Annotated in this window: 24 protein-coding genes and 8 tRNA genes; 30 read left to right on the top strand and 2 right to left on the bottom strand. The window is 43.0% G+C overall.

What is annotated here, in order from left to right; genetic code table 11:
* The first annotated feature begins 317 nt into the window (after positions 1-317).
* The 7 genes from M3205_RS15765 (at position 318) to M3205_RS15735 (ending at position 8,959) form a co-directional block, all read left to right on the top strand.
* On the top strand, positions 318-1,394 hold the full coding sequence (locus M3205_RS15765; RefSeq protein WP_251170792.1) for a D-alanine--D-alanine ligase: 1,077 nt from the start codon (positions 318-320) through the stop codon (positions 1,392-1,394).
* Positions 1,395-1,511: 117 nt separating this feature from the next.
* A complete protein-coding gene (locus M3205_RS15760) occupies positions 1,512-2,885 on the top strand; it encodes a UDP-N-acetylmuramoyl-tripeptide--D-alanyl-D-alanine ligase (RefSeq protein WP_251170791.1) in 1,374 nt (457 codons plus the stop codon).
* A 273-nt stretch (positions 2,886-3,158) separates the two neighbouring features.
* Positions 3,159-3,854 (top strand): alpha/beta hydrolase, encoded by a 696-nt coding sequence (locus M3205_RS15755; RefSeq protein WP_251170790.1) that lies wholly within the window; start codon positions 3,159-3,161, stop codon positions 3,852-3,854.
* 497 nt (positions 3,855-4,351) lie between these two features.
* Positions 4,352-5,830 carry a DEAD/DEAH box helicase gene (locus M3205_RS15750; RefSeq protein WP_251170789.1) on the top strand — a complete coding sequence of 493 codons (1,479 nt, stop codon included), beginning with the start codon at positions 4,352-4,354 and terminating at the stop codon, positions 5,828-5,830.
* A 124-nt stretch (positions 5,831-5,954) separates the two neighbouring features.
* Positions 5,955-6,917 (top strand): UV DNA damage repair endonuclease UvsE, encoded by a 963-nt coding sequence (gene uvsE / locus M3205_RS15745; RefSeq protein ID WP_251170788.1) that lies wholly within the window; start codon positions 5,955-5,957, stop codon positions 6,915-6,917.
* 118 nt (positions 6,918-7,035) lie between these two features.
* Positions 7,036-7,515, top strand: a complete 480-nt coding sequence (locus tag M3205_RS15740; protein WP_251170787.1) for a PH domain-containing protein — start codon at positions 7,036-7,038, stop codon at positions 7,513-7,515.
* Positions 7,505-8,959: a PH domain-containing protein gene (locus tag M3205_RS15735; RefSeq protein WP_311315738.1), complete on the top strand. Its 1,455-nt coding sequence runs from the start codon at positions 7,505-7,507 to the stop codon at positions 8,957-8,959. The genes M3205_RS15740 and M3205_RS15735 overlap by 11 nt, the downstream gene beginning before the upstream one ends.
* 34 nt (positions 8,960-8,993) lie before the next feature.
* Here the strand turns inward: M3205_RS15735 and M3205_RS15730 are convergent, their stop codons facing one another.
* Positions 8,994-9,713, bottom strand: a complete 720-nt coding sequence (locus M3205_RS15730; protein ID WP_251170786.1) for a rhomboid family intramembrane serine protease — start codon at positions 9,711-9,713, stop codon at positions 8,994-8,996.
* A 157-nt stretch (positions 9,714-9,870) separates the two neighbouring features.
* Between M3205_RS15730 and acpS the strand changes: the two genes are divergently transcribed.
* The 14 genes from acpS to M3205_RS15660 all read left to right on the top strand — a co-directional run bounded on the left by acpS (position 9,871) and on the right by M3205_RS15660 (position 21,204).
* Positions 9,871-10,224 carry a holo-ACP synthase gene (acpS, locus tag M3205_RS15725; protein ID WP_251170785.1) on the top strand — a complete coding sequence of 118 codons (354 nt, stop codon included), beginning with the start codon at positions 9,871-9,873 and terminating at the stop codon, positions 10,222-10,224.
* A 145-nt stretch (positions 10,225-10,369) separates the two neighbouring features.
* Complete coding sequence (locus tag M3205_RS15720; protein ID WP_251170784.1) at positions 10,370-11,383, top strand: LolA family protein; 1,014 nt, start codon at positions 10,370-10,372, stop codon at positions 11,381-11,383.
* 259 nt (positions 11,384-11,642) lie between these two features.
* Positions 11,643-12,797 carry an alanine racemase gene (gene alr / locus M3205_RS15715; protein ID WP_251170783.1) on the top strand — a complete coding sequence of 385 codons (1,155 nt, stop codon included), beginning with the start codon at positions 11,643-11,645 and terminating at the stop codon, positions 12,795-12,797.
* A 305-nt stretch (positions 12,798-13,102) separates the two neighbouring features.
* Positions 13,103-13,384 (top strand): CopG family ribbon-helix-helix protein, encoded by a 282-nt coding sequence (locus M3205_RS15710; protein ID WP_035331931.1) that lies wholly within the window; start codon positions 13,103-13,105, stop codon positions 13,382-13,384.
* Between the two features lie 4 nt (positions 13,385-13,388).
* Positions 13,389-13,739, top strand: coding sequence for a type II toxin-antitoxin system endoribonuclease NdoA (gene ndoA / locus M3205_RS15705; protein ID WP_251170782.1), 351 nt, complete (start codon positions 13,389-13,391; stop codon positions 13,737-13,739).
* 370 nt (positions 13,740-14,109) lie between these two features.
* On the top strand, positions 14,110-14,943 hold the full coding sequence (locus M3205_RS15700; RefSeq protein WP_251170781.1) for an RsbT co-antagonist protein RsbRA: 834 nt from the start codon (positions 14,110-14,112) through the stop codon (positions 14,941-14,943).
* A complete protein-coding gene (locus M3205_RS15695) occupies positions 14,940-15,302 on the top strand; it encodes an STAS domain-containing protein (RefSeq protein ID WP_009336309.1) in 363 nt (120 codons plus the stop codon). The genes M3205_RS15700 and M3205_RS15695 overlap by 4 nt, the downstream gene beginning before the upstream one ends.
* A gap of 4 nt (positions 15,303-15,306) precedes the next feature.
* Positions 15,307-15,708, top strand: coding sequence for an anti-sigma regulatory factor (locus M3205_RS15690; RefSeq protein ID WP_095245889.1), 402 nt, complete (start codon positions 15,307-15,309; stop codon positions 15,706-15,708).
* An 11-nt stretch (positions 15,709-15,719) separates the two neighbouring features.
* Complete coding sequence (locus M3205_RS15685) at positions 15,720-16,730, top strand: PP2C family protein-serine/threonine phosphatase (RefSeq protein ID WP_251170780.1); 1,011 nt, start codon at positions 15,720-15,722, stop codon at positions 16,728-16,730.
* Between the two features lie 60 nt (positions 16,731-16,790).
* Positions 16,791-17,123: an anti-sigma factor antagonist gene (locus tag M3205_RS15680; RefSeq protein ID WP_035331808.1), complete on the top strand. Its 333-nt coding sequence runs from the start codon at positions 16,791-16,793 to the stop codon at positions 17,121-17,123.
* Positions 17,120-17,593, top strand: a complete 474-nt coding sequence (rsbW, locus tag M3205_RS15675) for an anti-sigma B factor RsbW (protein ID WP_009336304.1) — start codon at positions 17,120-17,122, stop codon at positions 17,591-17,593. The genes M3205_RS15680 and rsbW overlap by 4 nt, the downstream gene beginning before the upstream one ends.
* Entirely contained in the window at positions 17,571-18,365 is a 795-nt protein-coding gene (sigB, locus tag M3205_RS15670; protein ID WP_251170779.1) for an RNA polymerase sigma factor SigB, read from the top strand. Before rsbW ends, sigB begins: the two co-directional genes overlap by 23 nt.
* Positions 18,362-18,958: a PP2C family serine/threonine-protein phosphatase gene (locus tag M3205_RS15665; RefSeq protein WP_251170778.1), complete on the top strand. Its 597-nt coding sequence runs from the start codon at positions 18,362-18,364 to the stop codon at positions 18,956-18,958. Before sigB ends, M3205_RS15665 begins: the two co-directional genes overlap by 4 nt.
* A 68-nt stretch (positions 18,959-19,026) precedes the next feature.
* Entirely contained in the window at positions 19,027-21,204 is a 2,178-nt protein-coding gene (locus tag M3205_RS15660) for a Tex family protein (RefSeq protein WP_251170777.1), read from the top strand.
* Between the two features lie 84 nt (positions 21,205-21,288).
* On the opposite strand, the gene cmpA is transcribed toward M3205_RS15660, so the two are convergent.
* Positions 21,289-21,402, bottom strand: a complete 114-nt coding sequence (gene cmpA, locus M3205_RS15655; RefSeq protein WP_009336300.1) for a cortex morphogenetic protein CmpA — start codon at positions 21,400-21,402, stop codon at positions 21,289-21,291.
* A gap of 134 nt (positions 21,403-21,536) precedes the next feature.
* Here cmpA and M3205_RS15650 point away from each other — a divergent pair, with 134 nt between their 5' ends.
* The 9 genes from M3205_RS15650 (at position 21,537) to M3205_RS15610 (ending at position 23,070) form a co-directional block, all read left to right on the top strand.
* Positions 21,537-22,010 carry a SprT family protein gene (locus M3205_RS15650; RefSeq protein WP_251170776.1) on the top strand — a complete coding sequence of 158 codons (474 nt, stop codon included), beginning with the start codon at positions 21,537-21,539 and terminating at the stop codon, positions 22,008-22,010.
* 153 nt (positions 22,011-22,163) lie between these two features.
* Positions 22,164-22,238 (top strand) — tRNA-Asn (locus tag M3205_RS15645).
* 5 nt (positions 22,239-22,243) lie between these two features.
* A tRNA-Ser gene (locus tag M3205_RS15640) sits at positions 22,244-22,334 on the top strand.
* Between the two features lie 15 nt (positions 22,335-22,349).
* Positions 22,350-22,421, top strand: a tRNA-Glu gene (locus M3205_RS15635).
* A gap of 109 nt (positions 22,422-22,530) precedes the next feature.
* A tRNA-Gln gene (locus tag M3205_RS15630) sits at positions 22,531-22,605 on the top strand.
* Positions 22,606-22,613: 8 nt separating this feature from the next.
* A tRNA-Lys gene (locus M3205_RS15625) sits at positions 22,614-22,689 on the top strand.
* 16 nt (positions 22,690-22,705) lie between these two features.
* Positions 22,706-22,790 (top strand) — tRNA-Leu (locus M3205_RS15620).
* Positions 22,791-22,849: 59 nt separating this feature from the next.
* A tRNA-Leu gene (locus M3205_RS15615) sits at positions 22,850-22,935 on the top strand.
* Between the two features lie 58 nt (positions 22,936-22,993).
* Positions 22,994-23,070: transfer RNA gene (locus M3205_RS15610), tRNA-Arg, on the top strand.
* Positions 23,071-23,119: the final 49 nt, after the last annotated feature.

The raw sequence follows: 23,119 nt of genomic DNA, 5'->3' as shown, positions 1-23,119 counted from the left end.
TGATTATGAGTGGATGAGAAGTTTTGCTCTATAAAAGGAAGGTAAACGTTTTCTTGAAATAATTATTTCCGGAAAAGGAAATTATTTATTTATAAGATAAGAAAAGTTTCCTTTTTCAGCACTCTGTCATACATATAGAAATATGGGCGAATGTGCAGAAAAAAATTCCTGAAGAATTGAAGAGGTAATCACTCCCTTTCGTAAATGTGAAAGTGTTACAATATAGAGTAGCTTGAATGAACATATAAATCAGTTTAAGAAAATAAAACGGCATGAAAAGCCGGTTAGTCGATGATTGAATATTGGAGGTTCTTTTTATGAAAACAAAGGTTGGTCTTTTATACGGCGGAAAGTCAGCGGAGCATAAAGTATCTATGCAGACTGCAATGGCCGTCATTAAAGCATTGGATTTAGAGAAATTTGAAATTCATCCTATTTATATATCTGAAGAAGGCCGGTGGGTAAAAGGCCCTCAACTGCAGGCTCCTGTTTCCAGTGTAAAGGAGCTGGAATTCTCCCAGGGGGAGGCACTTCCTCCAACAGCTTTGGCACCTACCCTTTTCCAGGGTACAAAGGAAAAAGGCCCATTTGATGTAATCTTTCCGCTGCTTCACGGTCCGAACGGTGAAGATGGCACAGTTCAGGGGCTGCTTGAACTCTTAAACCTGCCATATGTGGGGAATGGGGTATTGGCTTCATCAGCGGGCATGGATAAGGTTATCATGAAGAATATATTTGCACAGGCAGGCCTGCCTCAGGTGAAGTATGTCTGGTTTATCCGCAGTGAGTGGGAGAATGAAACAGAGGCAGCGTATGAAAAAGTGGAAAAAGAACTCGGCTACCCTTGTTTCGTAAAACCTGCCAACCTGGGTTCCAGTGTGGGCATCAGCAAGTGCATGAACCGCACAGAGCTTGAAGGAGCATTTAAAGAGGCTTTCCAATTTGACCGTAAAATCATTATCGAAGAAGGCGTCACTGCAAGAGAGATTGAAGCTGGCGTGCTGGGCAATGATCATCCGGAATGCTCTGTTGCCGGTGAGATTGTGCCGAAGGTTGAATTTTATGACTATAAAGCGAAATATGAGGATGGAGACACAGCATTAATCATTCCTGCTGAAATCTCAGAGAGTGAGTACAGCGAACTGAGCGATATGGCTATTAAGGCATTTAAAGCCCTTGACTGCTCTGGTCTTGTCCGGGCTGATTTCTTTTTAACAAGAGAGGGTAAACTATACATTAATGAAGTCAACACCATGCCGGGCTTTACACCTTTCAGCATGTTCCCGCTTCTGTGGAAGCATACAGGAGTAGAATATCCTCAGCTGATTGAAAAGCTTGTTAATCTGGCCATCGAACGCCATGCTGAGAAACAGAGCATCAAACACACGATGTAAAAGGGCATAACTGTTGAAGGAAACACGGCATCTTTGCCGTGTTCCTTTTGTTCATACATAATTGGCAAAATCAGGATGTTGGGTGAGCTGCTGATTTTGCCCCATAGGAGGCGCCACATGATTAAGAAAACACTTCAGGAAATTACACAGATGATTAAAGTAGATAATGACGTATCTTCAATTAATGCCACTTCCATTCAAGGCGTCAGCATTGACTCCAGAAAAATCGGGAAGGGCAATTTATTTGTTCCTTTCAAAGGGGAAAATTCAGATGGCCATCGATTTGTAGAAGATGCCATTGAAAAAGGGGCAACCGCGGCTTTTTGGCAAAAGGATGTTCCCAATCCGCCACTGCATCTTCCCATCCTCATTGTTGAAGATACACTGACAGCTCTTCAGGAATTGGCGAGAAGCTATCGTAATGAATTAAACGTAAAGGTCGCAGGCATCACAGGAAGCAACGGCAAAACAACGACCAAGGATATGACTGCAAACCTTCTGTCACTAAACTTTAAGGTTCAAAAAACGGAAGGCAACTATAACAACCATATCGGTCTTCCCCTGACCATTCTGGCACTTGAAGAAGATACGGAAATCGCCGTACTCGAAATGGGAATGAGCGGAAGGGGAGAAATCGATTTTCTTACGAAGCTTGCCCGTCCGGACGCCGTGATCATTACGAATATAGGCGAATCCCATCTGCAGGATTTAGGTTCCAGAGAAGGGATTGCAGAAGCGAAGCTGGAAATTATAAATGGCCTTCAGGAAAATGGCCTGGTTATTTATTACGGTGATGAGCCGCTTCTTGATGAAAAGCTGAAAACCTACAATGGTTCGGCGGCATTAAGAACCTTTGGGAGAACCGGGAAAAGCGATGTGTATCCGGTGAATATCAAGCAGAATGACAAGGGCAGCACATTTAGGATCAATGAATCCGACGAGGAATTTAACCTGCCTGTACTGGGCACCCATAACGTTCTCAATGCCCTGGCAGCAATGATTGCAGCATCCCATTTCGGCGTTCCGTACGAAAAGATGAACGAAGGCTTTGCAAGCTTAAAGTTGACCAATATGAGAATGGAACTGCTCGAGGGCAAAATGGGTGAAAAAATTATTAATGATGCCTATAATGCCAGCCCGACATCCATGAATGCAGCCATTGAGCTGGTCGCCAATCTTCCTGGCTACAAAAAGAAAGTTCTCGTTCTTGGTGATATGCTGGAGCTTGGTCCGCAGGAGGAGGATTTCCATTACTCCACTGGGAAATCTGTGGATGCCAAAAAGGTTGATTACGTGTTTACTTTCGGCAAGCTCGGGGAATTTATCGCCAAGGGGGCGAAGGAAGTCCTGCCTCATGAACGGGTGGCAGCCTTTACTGACAAACAGGACCTTATTCAAGAACTGAAGAAACATGTCGACCAGGAAACTATTGTGCTGGTCAAGGCATCCCGTGGCATGAAGCTTGAAGAAGTTGTATCAGCTCTTCAATAGTTTCTTCAATAGCCTTTTAGCTTTAACAGAAAGGATGAAGGACTGATACAGCATAAAGTTTTTCAGTAAGAGCATTTTGAAAAATAGATAAATTGTATATATCTGTTATTATAGGAATTAAACCCCTGTTTCACGTGAAACAGGGGTTTAAGTTATTTTTAAATAGTTCTTTCGCTATAATTTTTATCTTCCAACAGGTTTGATTAGTATGGCGAAAAGGAAAAAGTGTAAAATAAAATGTACTTAAATTTAAAAAATGGCGGTGACTCGTAAATGATTGGCTGCATGTGCATACATGGTTTTACAGGAGCTCCATTCGAAGTAGAACCTTTGGCAGAGTATTTAAAAGAACATACAGACTGGGAGATTTCCGTGCCGACATTGCCGGGTCATGGCGATGAACTGAAGCTGAAAGGAATCGTCTACAACAAGTGGATTGAGCATGCAGAGGAAGAACTGAAAAGGCTGATTAGCCGCTGTGAAAAAGTATATGTCATTGGCTTTTCAATGGGCGGCCTGATAGCCAGCTATTTAACGGTTCATTATCCTGTAGATAAATTGGTTCTGCTCAGTGCTGCTGCCTATTACGTGAACCCGAAGCGGCTATTCATTGATATGAAAGAGATGGTAAGAGATGCTTTCAGGGGGAACCTGGCTGACAATGAAATGTACGTCAGATATAAGCGGAAAATCAGTGCGACACCGATTACAGCAACACTTCAATTCCGCAGGCTTGTTGCTTCCATCAGGCCTATTTTAAATCAGATCAATGTACCAACGTTAATTGCGCAGGGTGAAAGTGATGGAGTGGTGCCTCCGAGAAGCGCCAGATATTTATATAATAATATTAGTTCATCAGCCAAAAAATTAATTTTTATAAAAGACTCAAAGCATCTTATCTGCCACTGCGGGGAAGGGGACCGCCTCTTTCAGGAAATCCTTGGATTTCTGCAAAAAAAGCCTGAATGATAAGGTTTTCAGACAGCCTTCACGTTTGCAAAGCTTACTTGAAAATGGTAATATAAACACCAAAGTGCCAACAGGAACTTCTTTTGAGAACCCGGACATACTCCAGCAGGAGAATGTCTTTTTTCATTAAATACAGAAGTATTGCTGAAAAAGCATACTTCAGTAAGGCCATAAATAGATGGGTGCTTAAATGCGCTTATCTTAAGAGACCTGATTGTCCGTGAACAATTTGGATAGAATTTACCCTCATCCTTTCCTCAAGCGGGTTTCATAGTGAGTGGGACTCTTCTTAACGAAACATAACCGCACTTTTTATATAATAAGAAGTTACAGCATCTAGATTGCCGGGTAGTGCCGGTAAAAAGGCTCCTTACAGGGTGCCATAACATTTCTTATAATCGTCCGGAAGAGACTCATAGGCCAATTTTTCAGGAGAACTCCTGCCTGCAGGTTTGCAGGGACAAAATTTTTCTATGATTAGAAGGAGAATGAATACATTGACAAAGTTTCAAGACTTGGGCATCAGCCCGGAGACAATGAAATCACTGAAACGAATGGGATTTGAAGAAGCGACTCCTATTCAGACACAAACCATTCCGTTAAGTCTGGAGAATAAAGACCTGATTGGGCAGGCGCAGACAGGAACAGGAAAAACGGCTGCATTCGGAATTCCGATGATTGATAAAATCGACAACACGAAAGAGCATATTCAGGGAATTGTTATTGCTCCAACACGTGAGCTGGCGATTCAAGTATCGGAAGAACTGTATAAAATCGGCTACGGAAAAAGAACGAAAGTCCTTTCCATTTATGGCGGACAGGATATTAACCGTCAAATCCGTGCTTTAAAGAACAAACCGCATATCATCGTTGGAACGCCGGGGCGTATTTTGGACCATATCAACCGCAAAACTTTGCGTTTGGACCATGTTCATACGGCTATCCTTGACGAAGCGGATGAAATGCTTAACATGGGATTCATTGACGATATTGAAGCAATACTTGCGAAAATTCCTGAAGAGCGCCAAACACTGCTCTTCTCTGCTACAATGCCTGCTCCAATCCGCAGAATGGCAGAACGTTTTATGAAGGACCCTCAGGTTGTCCGCGTACAAGCTAAGGAAATGACTGTTTCATCTATTGAACAATTCTATGTTGAAGTGCATGAGAAAAATAAATTTGATGTGCTGACAAGACTTCTGGATATTCAATCACCTGAATTGGCGATCGTATTCGGACGCACTAAGCGCCGTGTTGATGAATTGGCTGAAGCCTTGAATCTTCGCGGATACATGGCTGAAGGAATCCATGGTGACTTAAGCCAGGCCAAACGGATTTCTGTTCTCAGGAAGTTCAAAGAGGGAAGCATTGACGTTCTTGTGGCAACAGATGTGGCAGCACGCGGATTAGACATTTCCGGCGTCACACATGTATACAATTTTGACATCCCTCAGGATCCTGAAAGCTATGTTCACCGCATCGGCCGGACCGGACGTGCTGGAAAAACGGGTGTTGCGATGACATTCATCAATCCACGCGAAAAATCGTACCTGCATGTGGTGGAACGTACAACTAAGAAAAAAATGGAACGCATGGATGCTCCGACACTGGATGAGGCGCTAGAGGGCCAGCAAAAAGCTGTAATGGAAAAAATCATGCAAACCATCGAGGAAAACAATCTTGAAAGCTATAAAGAAGCCGCAGATCAGCTTCTTGCACAAAAGGACGCGTCAACAGTTGTTCAGGCCGTGCTGAAGATGCTGACAAAAGAACCGGATACAACCCCTGTTAAATTAACAGAGGAAAAGCCGCTTCCATCTAAGCGCGACAGAAAGCCAAATGACCGCAGCCGCGGAGGATACAATGGCAGAGGCAGACAAGGCGGCCAAAAAGGATCATACAAATCCCGCCAAGGCCACACTGGAAAACGTCCAAGCCACAATAACAGCCGTTCAAACAGCAACAGCTATAGATAAGAAATTTGGAGAGCAGAAATTCTGCTCTCTTTTATTTTGTCTATATTAAGGGAGCGTCTACACATGCAAATTCTAAGCAGCTGCCGTACATACTAAGGGAAATTACTGTACGGGAGGAAACAACATGACGATTGTACGCCTTGGGTATGTTGCGATGAGTATGAATCTGAAAAACGCATCGCCATCACAAACGATGACGTTCAAACAATTCTCAAGTATTAAAGACCGCGAGGCGGCGATTGCAAGATTGGAGCGAATTGCTGTTTCCAATTTGGAGAATTGCCTGAGGCTGCTAAAGCACAATGCGGCCCATGATATCCATTTTTTCCGCTTCAGTTCACGGCTGATTCCGCTTGCTAATCATGAGGAACTTTCTGATTGGAAGTATATGCGTCCACTCAAAGACATTCTGTCCGGCATCGGCGACTTTCTGGATGAACATCCCATGCGTGTGGATTTTCACCCTGACCATTTTGTGCTCCTTAATACACCGAAAGTGGACACATTGAATATGTCCATCAAGACGCTGGCTATGCATGAAGCCCTGTTGAAAGGCATGCGTCTGAATCCGGCTCACCGTTGTGTCCTGCATGTTGGAGGAGGCTATGATGATAAAGAAAAAGCGCTCGAACAATTTATCCATAATTGGGGCTTTACGCCTTCAGGGATCCAGCAGATGATTATTCTCGAGAATGACGATACCACTTTTACACTTGATGATACGCTCTACCTTTGTGAAAAGCTTGGGATTCCGCTTGTATTTGATTACCATCATCACCTTGCCAATTTCAAGAATGATGACTGGGCAGGGGCATGGGAGAGGTCTGCAGCAACTTGGGACCATTCTGAACTGCCTGTGAAAATGCATATTTCCAGCCCAAAATCAGACAAAGACTTCAGAGCGCATGCGGATTATATTGATGCGGATATGTTCCTGGAGTTTCTGGAGAACATTAAGGGAACTGTGCCTGAGATTCATTGCATGATCGAAGCGAAAATGAAGGACAGTGCCCTGTTTAAGCTTGTTGAGGATTTAAAAAAGAACCCCACTTTGACTTTTATTGATTCATCCAGCTTTGAAATATAAAACACTGCCCCGATTTTTTCATAAAAGGGAGACACTTCTTTTTTCTGTCATGTATACTTATAGAAGTGAAAGAGCGGATTTAAAGCTATTAATTTTATGGAATTGCGGGGGGTACTGCATGATTACAGAGCCGCATAAAAGGATTCCGGCAAGGGGATTGCTTGCTTGGAGAATCTCCGGCACGCTCCATTCTGTTTTTCCTTTTGTGTTCTCAGGTGGCGCTATCGCTGCTGCCATCCTGTTTAATTGGCCTATTTGGGTTATTGGAGCTTCTTTAATGTTCTATTCCGCCTATGCCTACCTCGTCATTATGACTTTCCCATCTTTAAAGTGGAAAAGATGGAGGTATGAGGTCCGGGAAAATGAAATAGAGCTTAAATATGGACTTTTTGTGATAAAAAGGACGCTTGTTCCCATGATTCGGGTGCAGCATGTGGATACAAGGCAAGGGCCGATATTGCGCAAATATCGCCTGGCTACTGTCACTATCTCGACAGCTGCTACCGTTCATGAAATACCGGCATTGGATATGGATGAAGCCGAGGAATTGCGCTTTTTCATTTCTCAGCTGGCAAGGTCTGCAGAAAATGATGTCTAATCCGAAACGGCTGCACCCTATATCAGCGGCAGTCAATTTCCTGAAACACCTGAAGGAAATGCTGGTGCCTTTTCTTGTCTTTGTCGTCTTTGGAAGCCGAGGAGGGAATGGCGAGATCGTTCAGCTTGTCCTGTCTATAGGGATCATAGCCGCAGTTTTTTTAATCGGGATTCTTACCTGGTGGCGATACACCTATAGACTGGAGGAAGGCGAGCTTCGCATCGAGTATGGTGTTCTGGTAAAGAAAAAAAGATATATTCCGCTTGAAAGAATCCAAAGTCTTGACTTATCGGAAGGCTTGCTGCAAAGACCCTTTGGACTTGTGAAAATGAAGGTGGAGACAGCGGGCTCAACCGGTGCGGGTGAGGCAGAAGCGGTATTGACGGCTATTTCCAAAGAAGATGCAGATTTCATTCAGCAGGCATTTTCAGCTGCCAAAAATAATCCTTCTGAACCTGAAGCAGAAATGCAAAACCGGGAAGTGATTTATAAAATTAAGCCCGGCGAATTGTTCCTGCTGGCATCAACTTCAGGCGGAGCAGGCGTAGTTATTTCAGCTGTCTTTGCTTTTGTATTTCAGTTTGAAGAAATCATTCCCTATGAAAAGGTGTTTACCGGGCTCGAAGGATTTATTGCCAATGGAATGATCTTTGTAAGCCTTCTGATATTCATCGTTTTTCTAATGGCATGGCTGATCGCTCTTATTGGGAGCATGCTGAAATATGCCGGTTTTACATTAATAAGAAGTGAGAAGGAATTGATTGTTACCAGAGGCTTGCTCGAAAAGCGGCAAATGACGATCCCGCTGAACCGCATACAGGCTATTCAGATAAGGGAAAATCTGCTTAGGCAGCCAGTTGGCCTGGCGACTGTTTATATTGAAAGTGCAGGAGGTTCCATTGAAGACAATGAAAGCGCCCGCCTAATGATCCTGCCAATCGTGAAAAAAACAAGGATTGCCGGTTTGTTAAAGCCTCACTTGCCACAGTATGAACTGCAGCCGGGTTTCTTTAAAGCTCCGAAAAGAGCGCTCAACCGCTACTTGTGGAGAGGGTTTCTGTGGATCCTGCCTTTTGTGGCTGTGCCGCTCCTCTTATTCAGGCCGTGGGGATACTTTTCTTTGGTGCTGCTGGTTCTTGCGCTGGGATGGTCACATCTGAAATACAGGGATGCAGGCTGGGATATCAGCTCACAGCAGCTTGCCCTCAGATATCGCGGAATAGTGAGGACAACTGTATTTATGAGAAGAAATCGAATCCAGTCCCTATCTGTGAAAGAAAGCTATTTCCAGAAAAAGCGCAATTTGGCTACCATTGAAGCTGCTGCTATGTCCGGGGCAGGCGGGACAGGGGGAACTGTACGGAATCTGGACAGGAAAGAAGTATATGCTATTTATAAATGGTATTCTTATACCGGACTGAAACAACAAAAAAAGCGCCCGTGAGCGCTTTTTTGTTTAACTGTCCATCTGTGGGCCATTATCTGGCTAAAAACCCCAATATGGCTAAAATAACAATAATTCCCCAAACAGCAAGCCTTGATGCAGGCACTCCTTTTAAAGAATGCCTGATGCGGGGAAGTCCGCCTGACTTTCCGGATGAAGATGATGTACGGCCTTTGGCCAGAGAGGCTGCACCAATCAGGAAGCCTGCAATCAGGCCGAATATATGTGCGGTCACATTGATGTTTGGCTGAAGGAAGGTCATAATGACCCCAATGATCGTAATGGTCAGGATGATTTGTGAGTTTTCCCTGGATAAAAGTTCTTTTTGAAAGAAAAGGATGGCTGCAAAGTAGCCGAACAAACCAAAGATTGCACCGCTGGCTCCCACGTGAATATACGTTAATGGCTCAAGGATGAGTGTAGCAATATTCGCGGCTGCACCAGCTGTGATATAAACAAAAATGAACCTGGTTTTCCCGAGCAGCCTTTCTAGGACAGGACCGAATAGAACGAGTGAAAAACTGTTAAATAAAACATGGGAGAAGCCGCTGTGCAGAATGATAGGACTCAGCAGCCGCCAGTATTCCCCCTCCACAATATATAAATTGACGCCTGCCAGCTTCTCAAAAATAAGTGAATTTGGGAATAGGGGAATGACAGTTAATAGATAGATGATAATATGGATACAAATGATAGCCGTAACAACTGGATAATAGCGGATAAATTCCTTTAAGCTTTCCGTTCTCGTAAACATGGCTCTCCTCCGTGCTCTTAAATAGTTATCTACATCATAGCCTGAAAAGCGGGTTTTCAGCATGCCAAAACACTTATTCAGCGGATCATGTGTACATAATCCTGCTTCTACTGTATTCTTTATGCAGCGAATAATATAAATAGAAGGAAGATGAGAGATGATTTCCGGTATTGGGATTGATATTGCAGACCTTGAGCGGATACGGAAAATTATTGCCAGGCAGGGGCGGTTTCCTGATCGGATTTTAACCCCTAAAGAGCTGAATGGCTATCGACAAATGCCGGAAAAAAGGCGCGCAGAGTTTCTTGCAGGAAGGTTTGCGGCGAAGGAAGCCTTTTCAAAAGCATGGGGAACCGGAATTGGCGAAGAACTTTCCTTTCAGGATATTGAAATTGAAAAGGATAAAAAGGGCAAGCCGTTTATTTCAAAGCCATTAAAAGATGGTGTTCACTTGTCGATTTCCCATAGCAGGGAGTATGCTGTGGCCCAAGTTGTAATAGAAAAAGAATGAATTTTTTACTGCAGGAAGAATTTCAAAAGCTTGTCATTCCTCCTAGCATATTCCTTTAGGTTGTCTCATATATTCATAATGCGATAGGAGAGACAGGCCGGAAGTTCGGCCAATCTCACTGAAATGAGACAAAGGGGCTGAAGGAATGAAGAAAAAGTGGTTCATGCTGCTTGCCGGGCTTTTGGTTGTTCTTGCATTGTCTGCCTGTGGTTCTAAAACACAGGAGGATGTTGTGAAGGATCTTGATAAAAAGCTCGAAGACGTTAAGGGATACAAGGCAGAGGCAAAAATGACGCTGCAGATGGGAACGGACCCGCAGACATATGAAATAGAAGTGTGGCATAAAGATCCGGATTTTTACCGGGTAAACCTGAAAAACGCCCAAAAGGATCAAAGTCAGATGATTCTCAGAAACAATGACGGTGTATTTGTCCTCACTCCTGCGCTGAACAAAAGCTTCCGCTTCCAGAGTGATTGGCCGCAAAACAGCAGCCAGGCATATTTATATGAGTCATTAATCAAGGACATTATGGAGGATAAAGAAGCCAAGTTCTCCGCTACAAAAGACCATTATGTATTTGAAACAAAAACGCGCTATCAAAATAACCAAATGCTTCCTGTACAGGAAATCAAGCTGAAGAAGTCTGATTTATCACCGGTCAGTGTGAAGGTTATGGATCCTGATAAAAATGCACTTGTAACAGTAGAATTTTCAAATGTAAAATTTAATGCCAGCTTCGATAAGAAAGACTTTGACATGCAGAAGAACATGACAGGCGCCCAGCTCGAAGTGCCAGTCATGGCCGAGGTGGAGGATCAGGAGTTCACAGTTAAATATCCGCAGATGGATATGGCGGATGTAAAGCTGGTTGATGAACAGGAAATGAAGACAGAAGAGGGCAAGCGCGTGGTATTGACATATGATGGAGAAAAGTCATTCACGCTTGTACAGGAAAAGGCTACTGTCATGCCGACATCATCCGTAGTTACATCTGTTAAAGGCGAGCCGGTTGACCTTGGCTTCACCATTGGTGCAGTTTCTGACAACACCATCTCCTGGACTTACCAGGGCGTGGATTATATGATCGCATCCAACGATTTATCACCTGAGGAAATGTCTGATATTGCCCGTTCGGTACAAGGAGAAATGGTGAAATAAAACACTGCCTAAAGCAGGTCCTATAGGGGGCCTGTTTTTTTGTTGGATGGAAAGTGGACAGGGTCGGGTAGGACACAGCCCGGGGAATTACGCATCACAATGTCCAAACAAAGCCCATGCCCTCAAATCCTGCACCTTGGATATATGCTTTCTCTTTCCAAGGTAACCCTGGTTAAGAAAATATCTATTTGACAAACCATCTGTCGAGTTTGATAATCGACATGTATAAAGCAATGGCTAAAAGGAAGTGAATACATCGATGAATGAACAGACAAAAATGTATCGGGACACTTGGGCAGAGATAAATCTGGATCAAATATCATATAATGTAGAGTCAATGAAAAAACATGTAAAAGAAGGGTCAAAAATCATTGCGGTTGTAAAGGCAAATGGGTATGGGCATGGAGATGAAGCAGTAGCGGTGGCGGCATTGGAAGCCGGTGCATCCTCCCTGGCGGTTGCGACCCTGGATGAGGCAATGGCATTGAGAAAGAAAAAAATTGAAGCGCCGATTTTAGTAATGGGAGCGAGCCCCCCGGAACATGCTGGCGAGGCAGCAGCAAATAATATCTCTCTCACTGTTTTTCAGCAGGAATGGCTGGTAAAAGCAGCTGAATACGTAGAAGATAAAACCCTCAATATTCATATAAAGCTTGATACCGGCATGGGCCGCCTGGGGATTCGCAGCCGGGAAGAGATTGCGGGAATTGAGAGCGTTATCAAAATGGACAAGCGTTTTCTGCTTGAAGGAGTGTTTACACACTTCGCGACAGCGGATTCATTAAACAATGCCTACTTCGAAACGCAGCTGAGCAGGTTTGAAGAAATGACAGGGTGGATGGAGGTATTGCCGAAGTACGTCCACACCAGTAACAGTGCGGCAGGCCTCAGGTTTCCAAAAGCGCATTTGAATGCTGTCCGAATGGGGATCAGCATGTATGGACTGGCTCCATCCATGGAAATAAAGGGTGTACTTCCATTCGAGCTGAAAGAGGCTTTTTCTCTCCATACCACTATTGTTCATGTGAAAAAGCTTCATAAAGGAGAGAAAGTCAGTTATGGCGCGACTTATGAAGCAAAAGAAGATGAATGGATTGCGACATTGCCGATTGGCTATGCGGATGGCTGGATCCGAAAGCTTCAGGGACAGGAAGTACTTGCTGAAGGATTGAGGGTTCCAATTGTTGGAAGGATATGCATGGATCAATGCATGATTAAGATACCTCATGAAATGCCTGTCGGAACAAAGGTAACCATGATCGGCGAGCAGGAGAAAGAAAAAATTTCGGTGGACGAAATCGCGGAAAAGCTTGAAACCATCAACTATGAAGTTACCTGTATGGTATCTTCCCGGGTTCCGCGCATATATAAAAGAGATGATAAAATTATCGGGGGAATTAATTATCTGTTATAATTGAAAAAAATAATGGTTGTTCAGGAGCGCTTCCGCCCGGAGAAAGGGATAGTATAAGTGCTGCGGCTTTCTGAAAAGACAAAAATGATAATTTTTGACGTTTGCCGCAGGACATGGCGTTCTTAGTCTGCGTTCCTTCGTGGGCAAGGCGCTTACGCTTTTCTAAAAACATGCATAAAATACTATTTTTTTGGCCGATAATACAGAAGAATTAAAGAATCCCCTTTGCATTGGGCTTTATTAATGGTAATATTGAAAATGGTAGATATAAAAATGGTGTGTAGTGATGGTGGAGGTGTATGTTTGTGTCTGAGTCCAGCACAACAACAGAGATAATGGTAAAGTTACCGCAGCATCTTTTAACCGAGTTAGACGGATTTGCTAAACAGGAAAACGTTAACCGGAGTGAATTCATTTATCAAGCAACCAAAATGTATTTGCGTGAACGTAAAAAGAGACAGATTCGCGAGTCCATGAGACGTGGTTACATGGAGATGGCGAAAATAAATTTGACGATTGCATCTGAAGCATTTCAAGCGGAATACGAGGCAGAACACACAGTTGAACGTCTAGTTAGCGGAGGATAATCCTTTGATTGTCAAACGTGGTGACGTTTATTTTGCAGACCTATCCCCAGTTGTTGGTTCAGAACAAGGCGGCGTCCGTCCAGTGCTTGTCATCCAAAACGACATCGGGAATCGGTTTAGTCCCACAGTAATTGTTGCAGCAATCACAGCTCAGATTCAAAAAGCAAAGCTGCCTACTCACGTTGAAATTGATGCGAAGCGTTATGGTTTTGAAAGGGATTCGGTCATCTTATTAGAACAGATTCGTACAATTGATAAACAACGCTTAACCGATAAAATAACCCATCTCGATGACGAAATGATGGAAAAAGTGAATGAAGCCGTGCAAATCAGCTTAGGCTTAATCGAATTTTAACAAACGCTCTTTTAAAGGGCGTTTTTTTATTTTTTAAAGCAGAATAGGTTTAGTTCCTTAACAATAGGGTAAAAAAGAAAGTCGTTTACTATATAAAATTGTTTGTTATGTAAATATACCCGCTTTCAGTTGGGAGTAACCTCCTGTTCGATGGGAAATCAGCGCACTGGAAAAAGGGTTTTTATAAGAAATTGTCGAATTAACCTATAGATGGGAATTATTAATTTCAGACCCTATAGGTATCATTTGACTCGCATTCACTGTTATCATTTAATTGGTATATACGAAACAGGAAGATTTTTTTGCTTTCTTACAATAAAGGGGAATTGGAAGGCTAATAATAGATATATGATAAAATAGGGAGGAACAAATGAATTCGACAATATTGAATTTTATACAAAATAATAAAGAATCTATTTTCAATCATTGGCTGGAGGCTACAAAAGAAAACGCAGATGAAAGGGTTACAAAGGTAGTTTCCGATCAGGTGTTTATCGGGACAAGCCGGGAATTCATTGACCTGATTATTTCAAATATTAAAAGCTCAAATGAGGAATTCACTTCAAAATTGAGTGAGTTCTCCGAGAAAATCGTTCGATTGGGCTGGCCGCTCAGTTTCGTGACAAAAGGGCTCCAAACTTTCGGTAAGATTGTATTTGAAGCTATGCAGAATGCAGGGGTTGTCACCCAGGAAAATCAAATGAAAGTCGTTTATGAATTCGATGGCTGGATGACTCCTATGGTTAATGAAGTGGTAAATATGTATTCGGCCACTTGGGAAAGAACTGTGTCCTTGCAAAAAATTGCCCTTCAGGAATTATCTGCGCCGCTGATTCCTGTTTTCGAAGGAATTACGGTCATGCCGCTTGTAGGTACAATTGATACCGAGCGTGCAAAGCAGATTATGGAGAACCTCTTGAATGGAGTGGTTAAACACCGTTCAGAAGTGGTGCTTATAGATATAACGGGTGTGCCGGTTGTTGATACAATGGTAGCCCATCATATTATACAGGCAGCAGATGCTGTAAGACTTGTAGGTGCAAAGTGCATGCTTGTAGGCATACGTCCTGAGATTGCTCAGACGATTGTTAACCTGGGAATTGATTTAAATCAATTCACCACAAAAAACACCTTGAAAAAGGGCGTAGAAGCGGCCCTTGAATTAACCAGCCGGAAAATTGTAAAGGTGGAGGGAGAGGAATGAGAGTGAGAATCCCGATTTTAAAGCTGAACGATTGCCTGTTAGTCTCCATCCAGTGGGAATTAGATGATCAGACTGCACTCCAGTTCCAGGAGGACCTGCTCCATAAAATCCATGAGACGAGCGCAAATGGAGTCGTTATCGATTTAACATCCATTGACTTTATTGATTCATTCATCGCTAAAGTTCTAGGCGACGTAATAAATATGTCCAAACTGATGGGTGCAAAAGTAGTCATAACCGGAATACAGCCTGCCGTAGCAATTACGCTTATTGAGTTAGGCATTGGGTTAGATGATGTCCTTACTGCATTAGATTTAGAAAAAGGTTTGGAGAAATTACAACAGGAATTGGGGGAGTAACTGTATGGAAAACCAATCCTGCGTTAAAATCATAAATGAATGGGACATCGTTGCAGCCCGCCAGCTTGGGCGGAATGTTGCTAAAGAGCTTGGTTTTGGTACAGTTGACCAGGCTAGAATCACTACAGCCATTAGTGAGCTTGCCCGGAATATTTACTTATACGCCGGACAAGGGCAAATCTGTATTGAGAAAATATACGACGGCGGAAAAGCGGGATTGCGTATAGTTGCGGCAGACAGCGGCCCTGGAATCAATGATTTACGCCAAGTAATGGAAGATGGATACTCAACATCAGGAGGATTAGGAGCCGGCCTGCCGGGTGTGAAGCGGTTAATGGATGAGTTCTTAATTGACTCCAATCCTGGTACCGGAACAGATATAAAAGCAACTAAGTGGCTTCGTTAGGGGGAAGCGTTATGGATTTCCGAGAAATGATGGAATCAAAGTATCGGGATATTCTTGAGAATTATATTAAGGAACAATCTGAACAGGCACTATATCAGGGCCAGAAGTTCAGCAGGAAGTCAATCGAGCACAAAATCTCACCTGAAGAGATTATCAGCGTTCATAAAAGTTTGATGGGTGAACTTTATCCGGACTTGCCTGAATATGTTCACCATTCTTTTGATATCCTTTTGGAAGTCATGATAGGCTATGGGTTTGCCTATAGAGAACATCAGAGCTTAAAACATATTCAGCAGGAGCTAAGAACAGAAATGGAAATAGCTGCGAACGTGCAGCAAACCTTGCTGGGGACGCAGGTTCCTTCTGTTGAAGGACTGGATATCGGCGCAATAAGTGTTCCTGCTAAGCATATGAACGGTGATTATTTCCACTTTGTTGAAGATGAGAACAGCACAATCAGCATCGCCATTGCTGATGTGATCGGTAAAGGTCTTCCTGCAGCACTTTGTATGTCCATGATTAAATATGCTATGGACAGTGTGCCTGAAAACCGCAATGACCCTAAAACAGTGCTTGAAAACCTTAATCGGGTAGTGGAGCAGAACGTAGATCTAACCATGTTCATTACAATGTTTTATGGAATATATGATACAAATAGCCACATGTTCTCTTATGGTTCTGCCGGACATGAACCTGGCCTGTTCTATAATGCCGGAAATGAGCAATTTACTGAGCTGACTGCGAAAGGACTGCTTCTTGGTATTGATAAAAAAACTAAATACCGCCAGTACGAAAAAGGAGTAAATCCCGGAGATATGATTATATTAATGTCAGACGGGGTTACTGAATGCCGTACAGAAGAAGGGTTTATAGAAAAGGAAACATTGCTGGAATTAATCAAGAAATACATTCATTTAAGTGCACAGGAAATAGTTAATAGCGTATATAAAGAACTTGAAAAACTTCAGCATTTTCAATTGCGGGATGATTTTACCTTAATAATTTTAAAAAGAAATGTTTAATGGGTTTTGAAAGCGGGTAACTACTAAAAAGCAGTTGACATGTGAAGAGGTGGGTCAGTTATGAATATTACTATAGATGTAAAAGAAAATGATATGCTGATTGAAGCAATGATAAGCGGGGAAATTGATGCGTATACAGCCCCAAAACTCCGTGAAGAGCTTTTCCCTTTAACAGAAAAAGAAGGCGTAGAAATGGTGGTCAACCTATCTGAAGTCTCTTATATGGATAGTACCGGCTTAGGCGTATTTGTTGGTGTATTTAAAAATGTCCGTGCCAATAACGGCAAATTTCAGATTGTTGGCTTGTCGGACCGATTAAAGAGACTTTTCGAAATTACGGGCCTGGCGGATATTATCGATATTAACAGCGGGATTGAAGGTGGAGTACAATGAATGAGCCATTTGATTATATTGAAGTGAAAATTCCAGCAAAGCCGGAGTTTGTCGGCGTAATCCGCCTGACATTATCAGGGATTGCCAGCAGAATGGGTTTTGCATATGAAGAAATTGAAGATCTTAAGATCGCTACAAGTGAAGCTTGCACCAATGCTGTTCAACACGCATACAAACAGAATGAGCAAGGGGAAGTAGTCATCGGATTCGGTTTATATACGGACCGCCTTGAGGTAATGGTCGCAGACAGCGGAAAAAGCTTTGATTTCCAATCAGCCAGACAAGGCATTGGGCCATATGACCAGACTGATTCTGTGGAATTTTTGCGTGAAGGAGGCTTGGGTCTATATCTGATTGAAACATTGATGGATGAAGTAAGAATTCATCACAAAGAGGGTGTTACGGTCTTTATGACCAAATACCTAGAAGGAGAGCAGGTGGAGAGGGATGCAAAAACAATCTCAACCTAACCAAAAATCCAAAGAAGAAACAAATGCTTTAATCAAAGCCTACCAGCTTCACCAGGATGAAGATGCTCAAAATACCCTTGTTCTTCAATATCGGAATTTAGTTGAAGCCATTGCACGCAAGTACTCAAAAGGAAGATCCTATCATGAGGATATTGTCCAGGTAGGCATTATTGGCTTATTGGGTGCTATCCGCCGGTATGATGAGTCTTTCGGAAAAACGTTTGAGGCCTTTGCTGTTCCAACCATTATCGGGGAAATTAAGCGCTTCTTAAGGGATAAAACCTGGAGCGTTCATGTTCCGCGCCGCATAAAGGAATTGGGCCCGAAAATCAAAGCTACCGTTGAAGAACTTACAACAGAGCTTCATAGGTCGCCAAGAGTAGACGAAATTGCTGATATGCTTGAGGTTTCTGAAGAAGAAGTGCTGGAAGCGATGGAAATGGGAAAAAGCTATCAGGCTCTTTCAGTTGATCATTCCATCGAAGCTGATTCTGATGGCGGAACGGTCACTCTTTTGGATATCGTCGGTAATGTGGACGAGGGCTTTGAAAAAGTAAACCAAATGCTGGTTCTTGAAAAAGTCCTGCATGTTCTGTCAGAGAGAGAGAAACTAATTATTCAATACACATATCTTGAGAATATGAGCCAAAAGGAAGCTGGAGATAAATTGGGGATTTCCCAGATGCATGTCTCTAGACTTCAGCGCCGTGCGATCAAAAAGCTTCAGGAAGCAATCCACTCTGAAACAAATAACTTGGAGTGCCTTTCATGACCAAATTGGTTAGAGATAACATCGAAGTAATTGCACACCAGACAGCGAAAGAAGGCAAATCTTTCTGTGGTGATGGTTATTATTTTACCGCAACGGATGAATACTTTGTATGTGTGCTTGCAGATGGCCTTGGGAGCGGAGAATATGCGTATGAGGCTTCTTCTGCTGTTGTTTCTGTTGTAGAGCAGCATCATGAGAAAGATGTGGATTCGCTTATGAAGCTCTGCAACGATGTACTTTTGCAAAAAAGAGGAGCAGCAGTTGCGCTGTTTAAAGTTTATTTTGCTTCCAGGGAGTTTGTGTACAGCTGTGTAGGGAATATACGATTTTTCCTATATTCATCTGCAGGAAAACTCACTTATCCCCTGCCTGTAACAGGATATCTGTCAGGACGGCCGCAGGTGTTTCATACCCAGCGGTTTGCGTATGAAGCGGAGTCTAAATTTTTGATATACTCAGACGGCTTTAATATCCATGGGGTTAAATCTTTGCTGAAAGCATTTCTCCCTATTGATCTTATCTCGGAAGATATAAAGAAACAGTATCCATCTACTGCAGATGATGCTACTTTCATACTTGGAAGCTTACTCTAGACAGGGTAAGCTTTTTGTTTGTTCTTTTGATAAAATGAATATTGAGACTCTTTAATGGAGGAATGGACTTGGAAAAAACATTGGATAGACAAGATCAAATACTGGATTTAATCTCTGGGGAACTATCGATAGCCATCAAACAAGTAAAAAATACAATCAGCTTGCTGGAAGAAGGAAACACAGTTCCATTTATTGCCCGATACAGAAAGGAACAGACAGGCGCACTGGATGAAGTTCAAATCCGCGATATCATGGAACGCTGGCAATACATACAAAACCTTAATCAGCGTAAAGAAGAGGTAGTTCGCTTAATTGAAGAACAAGGAAAATTGACCGCAGAGTTAAAAATCAAGATTGACAAGGCAGTGAAGCTGCAGGAGGTAGAAGACTTATACCGGCCATATAAGCAAAAGCGCCGCACAAAAGCAACTGCCGCAAAGGAAAAAGGGCTTGAGCCCTTTGCTGAGTGGCTTCTCACTTTTTCGCTAAATGAAACCCCTGCTGCAAAAGCTAAAGAATTCTTATCTGATAAAAAGGAAGTAACCACAGCGGAAGAAGCAATCGCCGGCGCAAAAGATATTATTGCAGAGTGGGTATCAGATGAAGCGGAGAGCAGAAAATGGATCCGTATGGAAACAGCTAAAAAGGGGACCGTTGAGTCTTCTGTGAGAAATAAAGAGAATGACGAAAAAGGCGTTTTTGAAATGTATTACGAATATGAGGAACCGGTGAGCAGGATTGTTCCACACCGCACACTTGCATTAAACCGAGGTGAAAAAGAGGAAGTACTAAAGATTAACATAAAGCCCAATACCGAATTTATTTTAAAGTACTTATATAAAAAGTGGATAAAGGATGAACGTTCTCCTGCAGGCACGATTGTAAGGGAAGCTATTGATGATGGCTACAAGCGTCTGATCATGCCATCGATTGAACGTGAAATTCGCAATGAGCTGACTGAAAAAGCTGAAGAACAGGCAATCATGATTTTTTCTGAAAATCTCAGAAAACTGCTTCTTCAGCCTCCGTTAAAAGGAAAAGTCGTGCTTGGGGTAGACCCGGCTTACAGAACAGGCTGCAAGTTGGCTGTTGTAGATGAAACAGGAAAAGTACTCGATATCGGAGTCATATATCCACATCCGCCTGTTTCCAAAACGAATCAGGCACGGGAGAAAGTCATACAAATTCTAAAAACCTACAAAGTAAAAATGGTTGCCATCGGCAATGGGACTGCTTCAAGAGAAACCGAACAGTTCATCGCAGATATATTAAAGGACATGAAAGAGGAGATATTCTATCTGATTGTCAATGAAGCGGGGGCGAGCGTCTACTCTGCCTCAGATCTTGCCAGAGAAGAGTTCCCTGATTTCCAGGTGGAAGAAAGAAGTGCTGTATCAATCGCCCGTCGCCTCCAGGACCCTCTTGCGGAATTGGTTAAAATTGATCCGAAGTCGGTGGGAGTTGGTCAATACCAGCATGATGTCTCCCAGAAAAAGTTGTCTGAATCTCTTTCCTTTGTTGTGGAGACAGCAGTAAACCAGGTAGGCGTCAATGTAAATACCGCTTCATCTTCATTACTGCAGCATGTAGCAGGCCTGTCAAAAACTGTTGCCGCTAATATAATCAAGAAACGGGAAGAGGAAGGGAAATTCGCAGACCGCAAGCAGTTGAAAAAAATCCCCCGCCTCGGTGCCAAAACCTATGAACAGGCAATAGGCTTCCTGCGGATTATCGATGGAAAAGAGCCACTGGACCGGACGGGGATTCACCCGGAAACATATACAGAAGTAAATAAATTGCTGGCTACTCTCGGCTTTCAATCAAATGACCTTGGTTCACCTTCGCTAAGAGAGGCGCTCAAAGGCATAGATCTCAGCCGGACAGCCGGGGAACTTGAAATCGGTGAGCTGACATTGAAGGATATCATTGACGCTTTAATGAGACCTGAAAGAGATCCGCGTGATGAACTGCCGAAGCCTCTTTTGAAAAAAGAAATACTAAAGCTTGAAGACCTGCAGGAAGGAATGGAATTGCAAGGGACAGTGCGGAATGTTGTAGACTTCGGAGCCTTTGTTGATATTGGTGTCAAACAGGATGGACTGGTTCATATATCCAAGCTCAGCCGTCAATTTGTCAAACACCCGCTTGACGTAGTTTCTGTTGGTGATGTGGTAACAGTCTGGGTGGACTCTGTTGATAAACAAAAGGGAAGAGTCGCTCTAACGATGCTTGGCCATTCTAATTAATAGAAGGCAGTAAATTCACAGTTTCGAGTCATAAGCCAAATCACACGGGAAATCATTATTTCTGGCGTGATTTGGCTAATGTTATTATGAGCAATGTTTCTTTCTATAGAAAAACCAGCACTGATTCAGCAGTTTGATCTGATAGCGGTCTTTTTCATAAAAGGCTCGCTGGATTTGATTTTGAAACCATACAGGCATATGATTTACCTCCCGTTAATTGGAATCTGATAATTGGTTTCCTTGGCGAAGGAGAGTTCAGAGCTGTAAAAGGTATATATAATGTATGCTATAATAGGTTGTCATGTTTACGATAAGAAAGGAAAAACATTGCGATGAATGACCAGGAGCTTCAGACACTTGTTGAAAAGATATCAATGGAAAGCTTCGGCAAGCCTTTTTGCCACCAGGCCTATTTTAATTCACGCCTAAAATCTACTGGCGGAAGATATATGCTGAATTCGCATCATGTTGAAATAAACAAAAAGTATTATGAGCAGCTTGGTGCCGAAGAATTAGAGGGAATTATTAAGCACGAGTTATGTCATTATCATTTGCATTTAGAAGGAAAAGGATATAAACACCGTGATCAGGACTTCAGAATGCTAATGAAGAAAGTGGGAGCACCACGATTTTGTTCAGTATTGCCTGATCGTCCGAAGACAAACAGATCTGCTAAGATTCTTTTATATATGTGCAAGGAATGCGGCCAAGCTTATCAGAGAAAAAGAAAAGTGGATACGAAGAAATATGTCTGCGGTAAATGCAAAGGGAAATTAGTGTTCAAAAAGGAATTGACATTAAAATAAGTACGCATTATATTTAATAATTGTCGCAGGTCAATATAGGGCATGCGGCTAAAAAAATCTTCTAAAAAGATGCTTGACTTTTATAGTCCGCGTCCTTATAATATGAAGAGTCGATAAGATGTTAACTGTTTTATTGATCAATTATATTATTATTCCGCAGTAGCTCAGTGGTAGAGCATTCGGCTGTTAACCGAACGGTCGCAGGTTCGAATCCTGCCTGCGGAGCCATATTTGGGGAAGTACTCAAGTGGCTGAAGAGGCGCCCCTGCTAAGGGTGTAGGTCGCGTAAGCGGCGCGAGGGTTCAAATCCCTCCTTCTCCGCCAGAAAATTCTAACAATGGCCCGTTGGTCAAGCGGTTAAGACACCGCCCTTTCACGGCGGTAACACGGGTTCGAATCCCGTACGGGTCACTTTTTTATTTCTGCCGGTTTCCTATGAATGGTGGCGTAGTGGTTAACATGCCCGCCTGTCACACAGGAGATCACCGGTTCGATTACCATCGAGACCGCCATTTGTTATTGGGCTATAGCCAAGCGGTAAGGCACCGGACTTTGACTCCGTCACTCGCAGGTTCGAATCCTGCTAGCCCAGCCATTTTTTATGAGCCATTAGCTCAGTCGGTAGAGCATCTGACTTTTAATCAGAGGGTCGAAGGTTCGAGTCCTTCATGGCTCACCATTTTTAATTTTATATTGCGGGTGTGGCGGAATTGGCAGACGCACCAGACTTAGGATCTGGCGCCGCAAGGCGTGGGGGTTCGACTCCCTTCACCCGCACCATTAATTACCATTGAATTAAGAATTACGTTTCGGTATGATGTTACTTGTCGCTTTATTAAGCGGTCGTGGCGGAATGGCAGACGCGCTAGGTTGAGGGCCTAGTGGGGGCAACCCCGTGGAGGTTCAAGTCCTCTCGGCCGCACCAAAAAAGTTGTTGACATATGAAATTAAGATCGTTATAATATAAGAGTTGCTTTAAAGATGCGCCCGTAGCTCAATTGGATAGAGCGTTTGACTACGGATCAAAAGGTTAGGGGTTCGACTCCTCTCGGGCGCGCCATAATACGGGGAGTAGCTCAGCTTGGTAGAGCACTTGGTTTGGGACCAAG

Source organism: Cytobacillus firmus (assembly GCF_023715565.1).
Lineage (GTDB): Bacteria > Bacillota > Bacilli > Bacillales > Cytobacillaceae > Cytobacillus > Cytobacillus firmus_C.
This window is presented reverse-complemented; position numbering and strand designations above follow the sequence as displayed.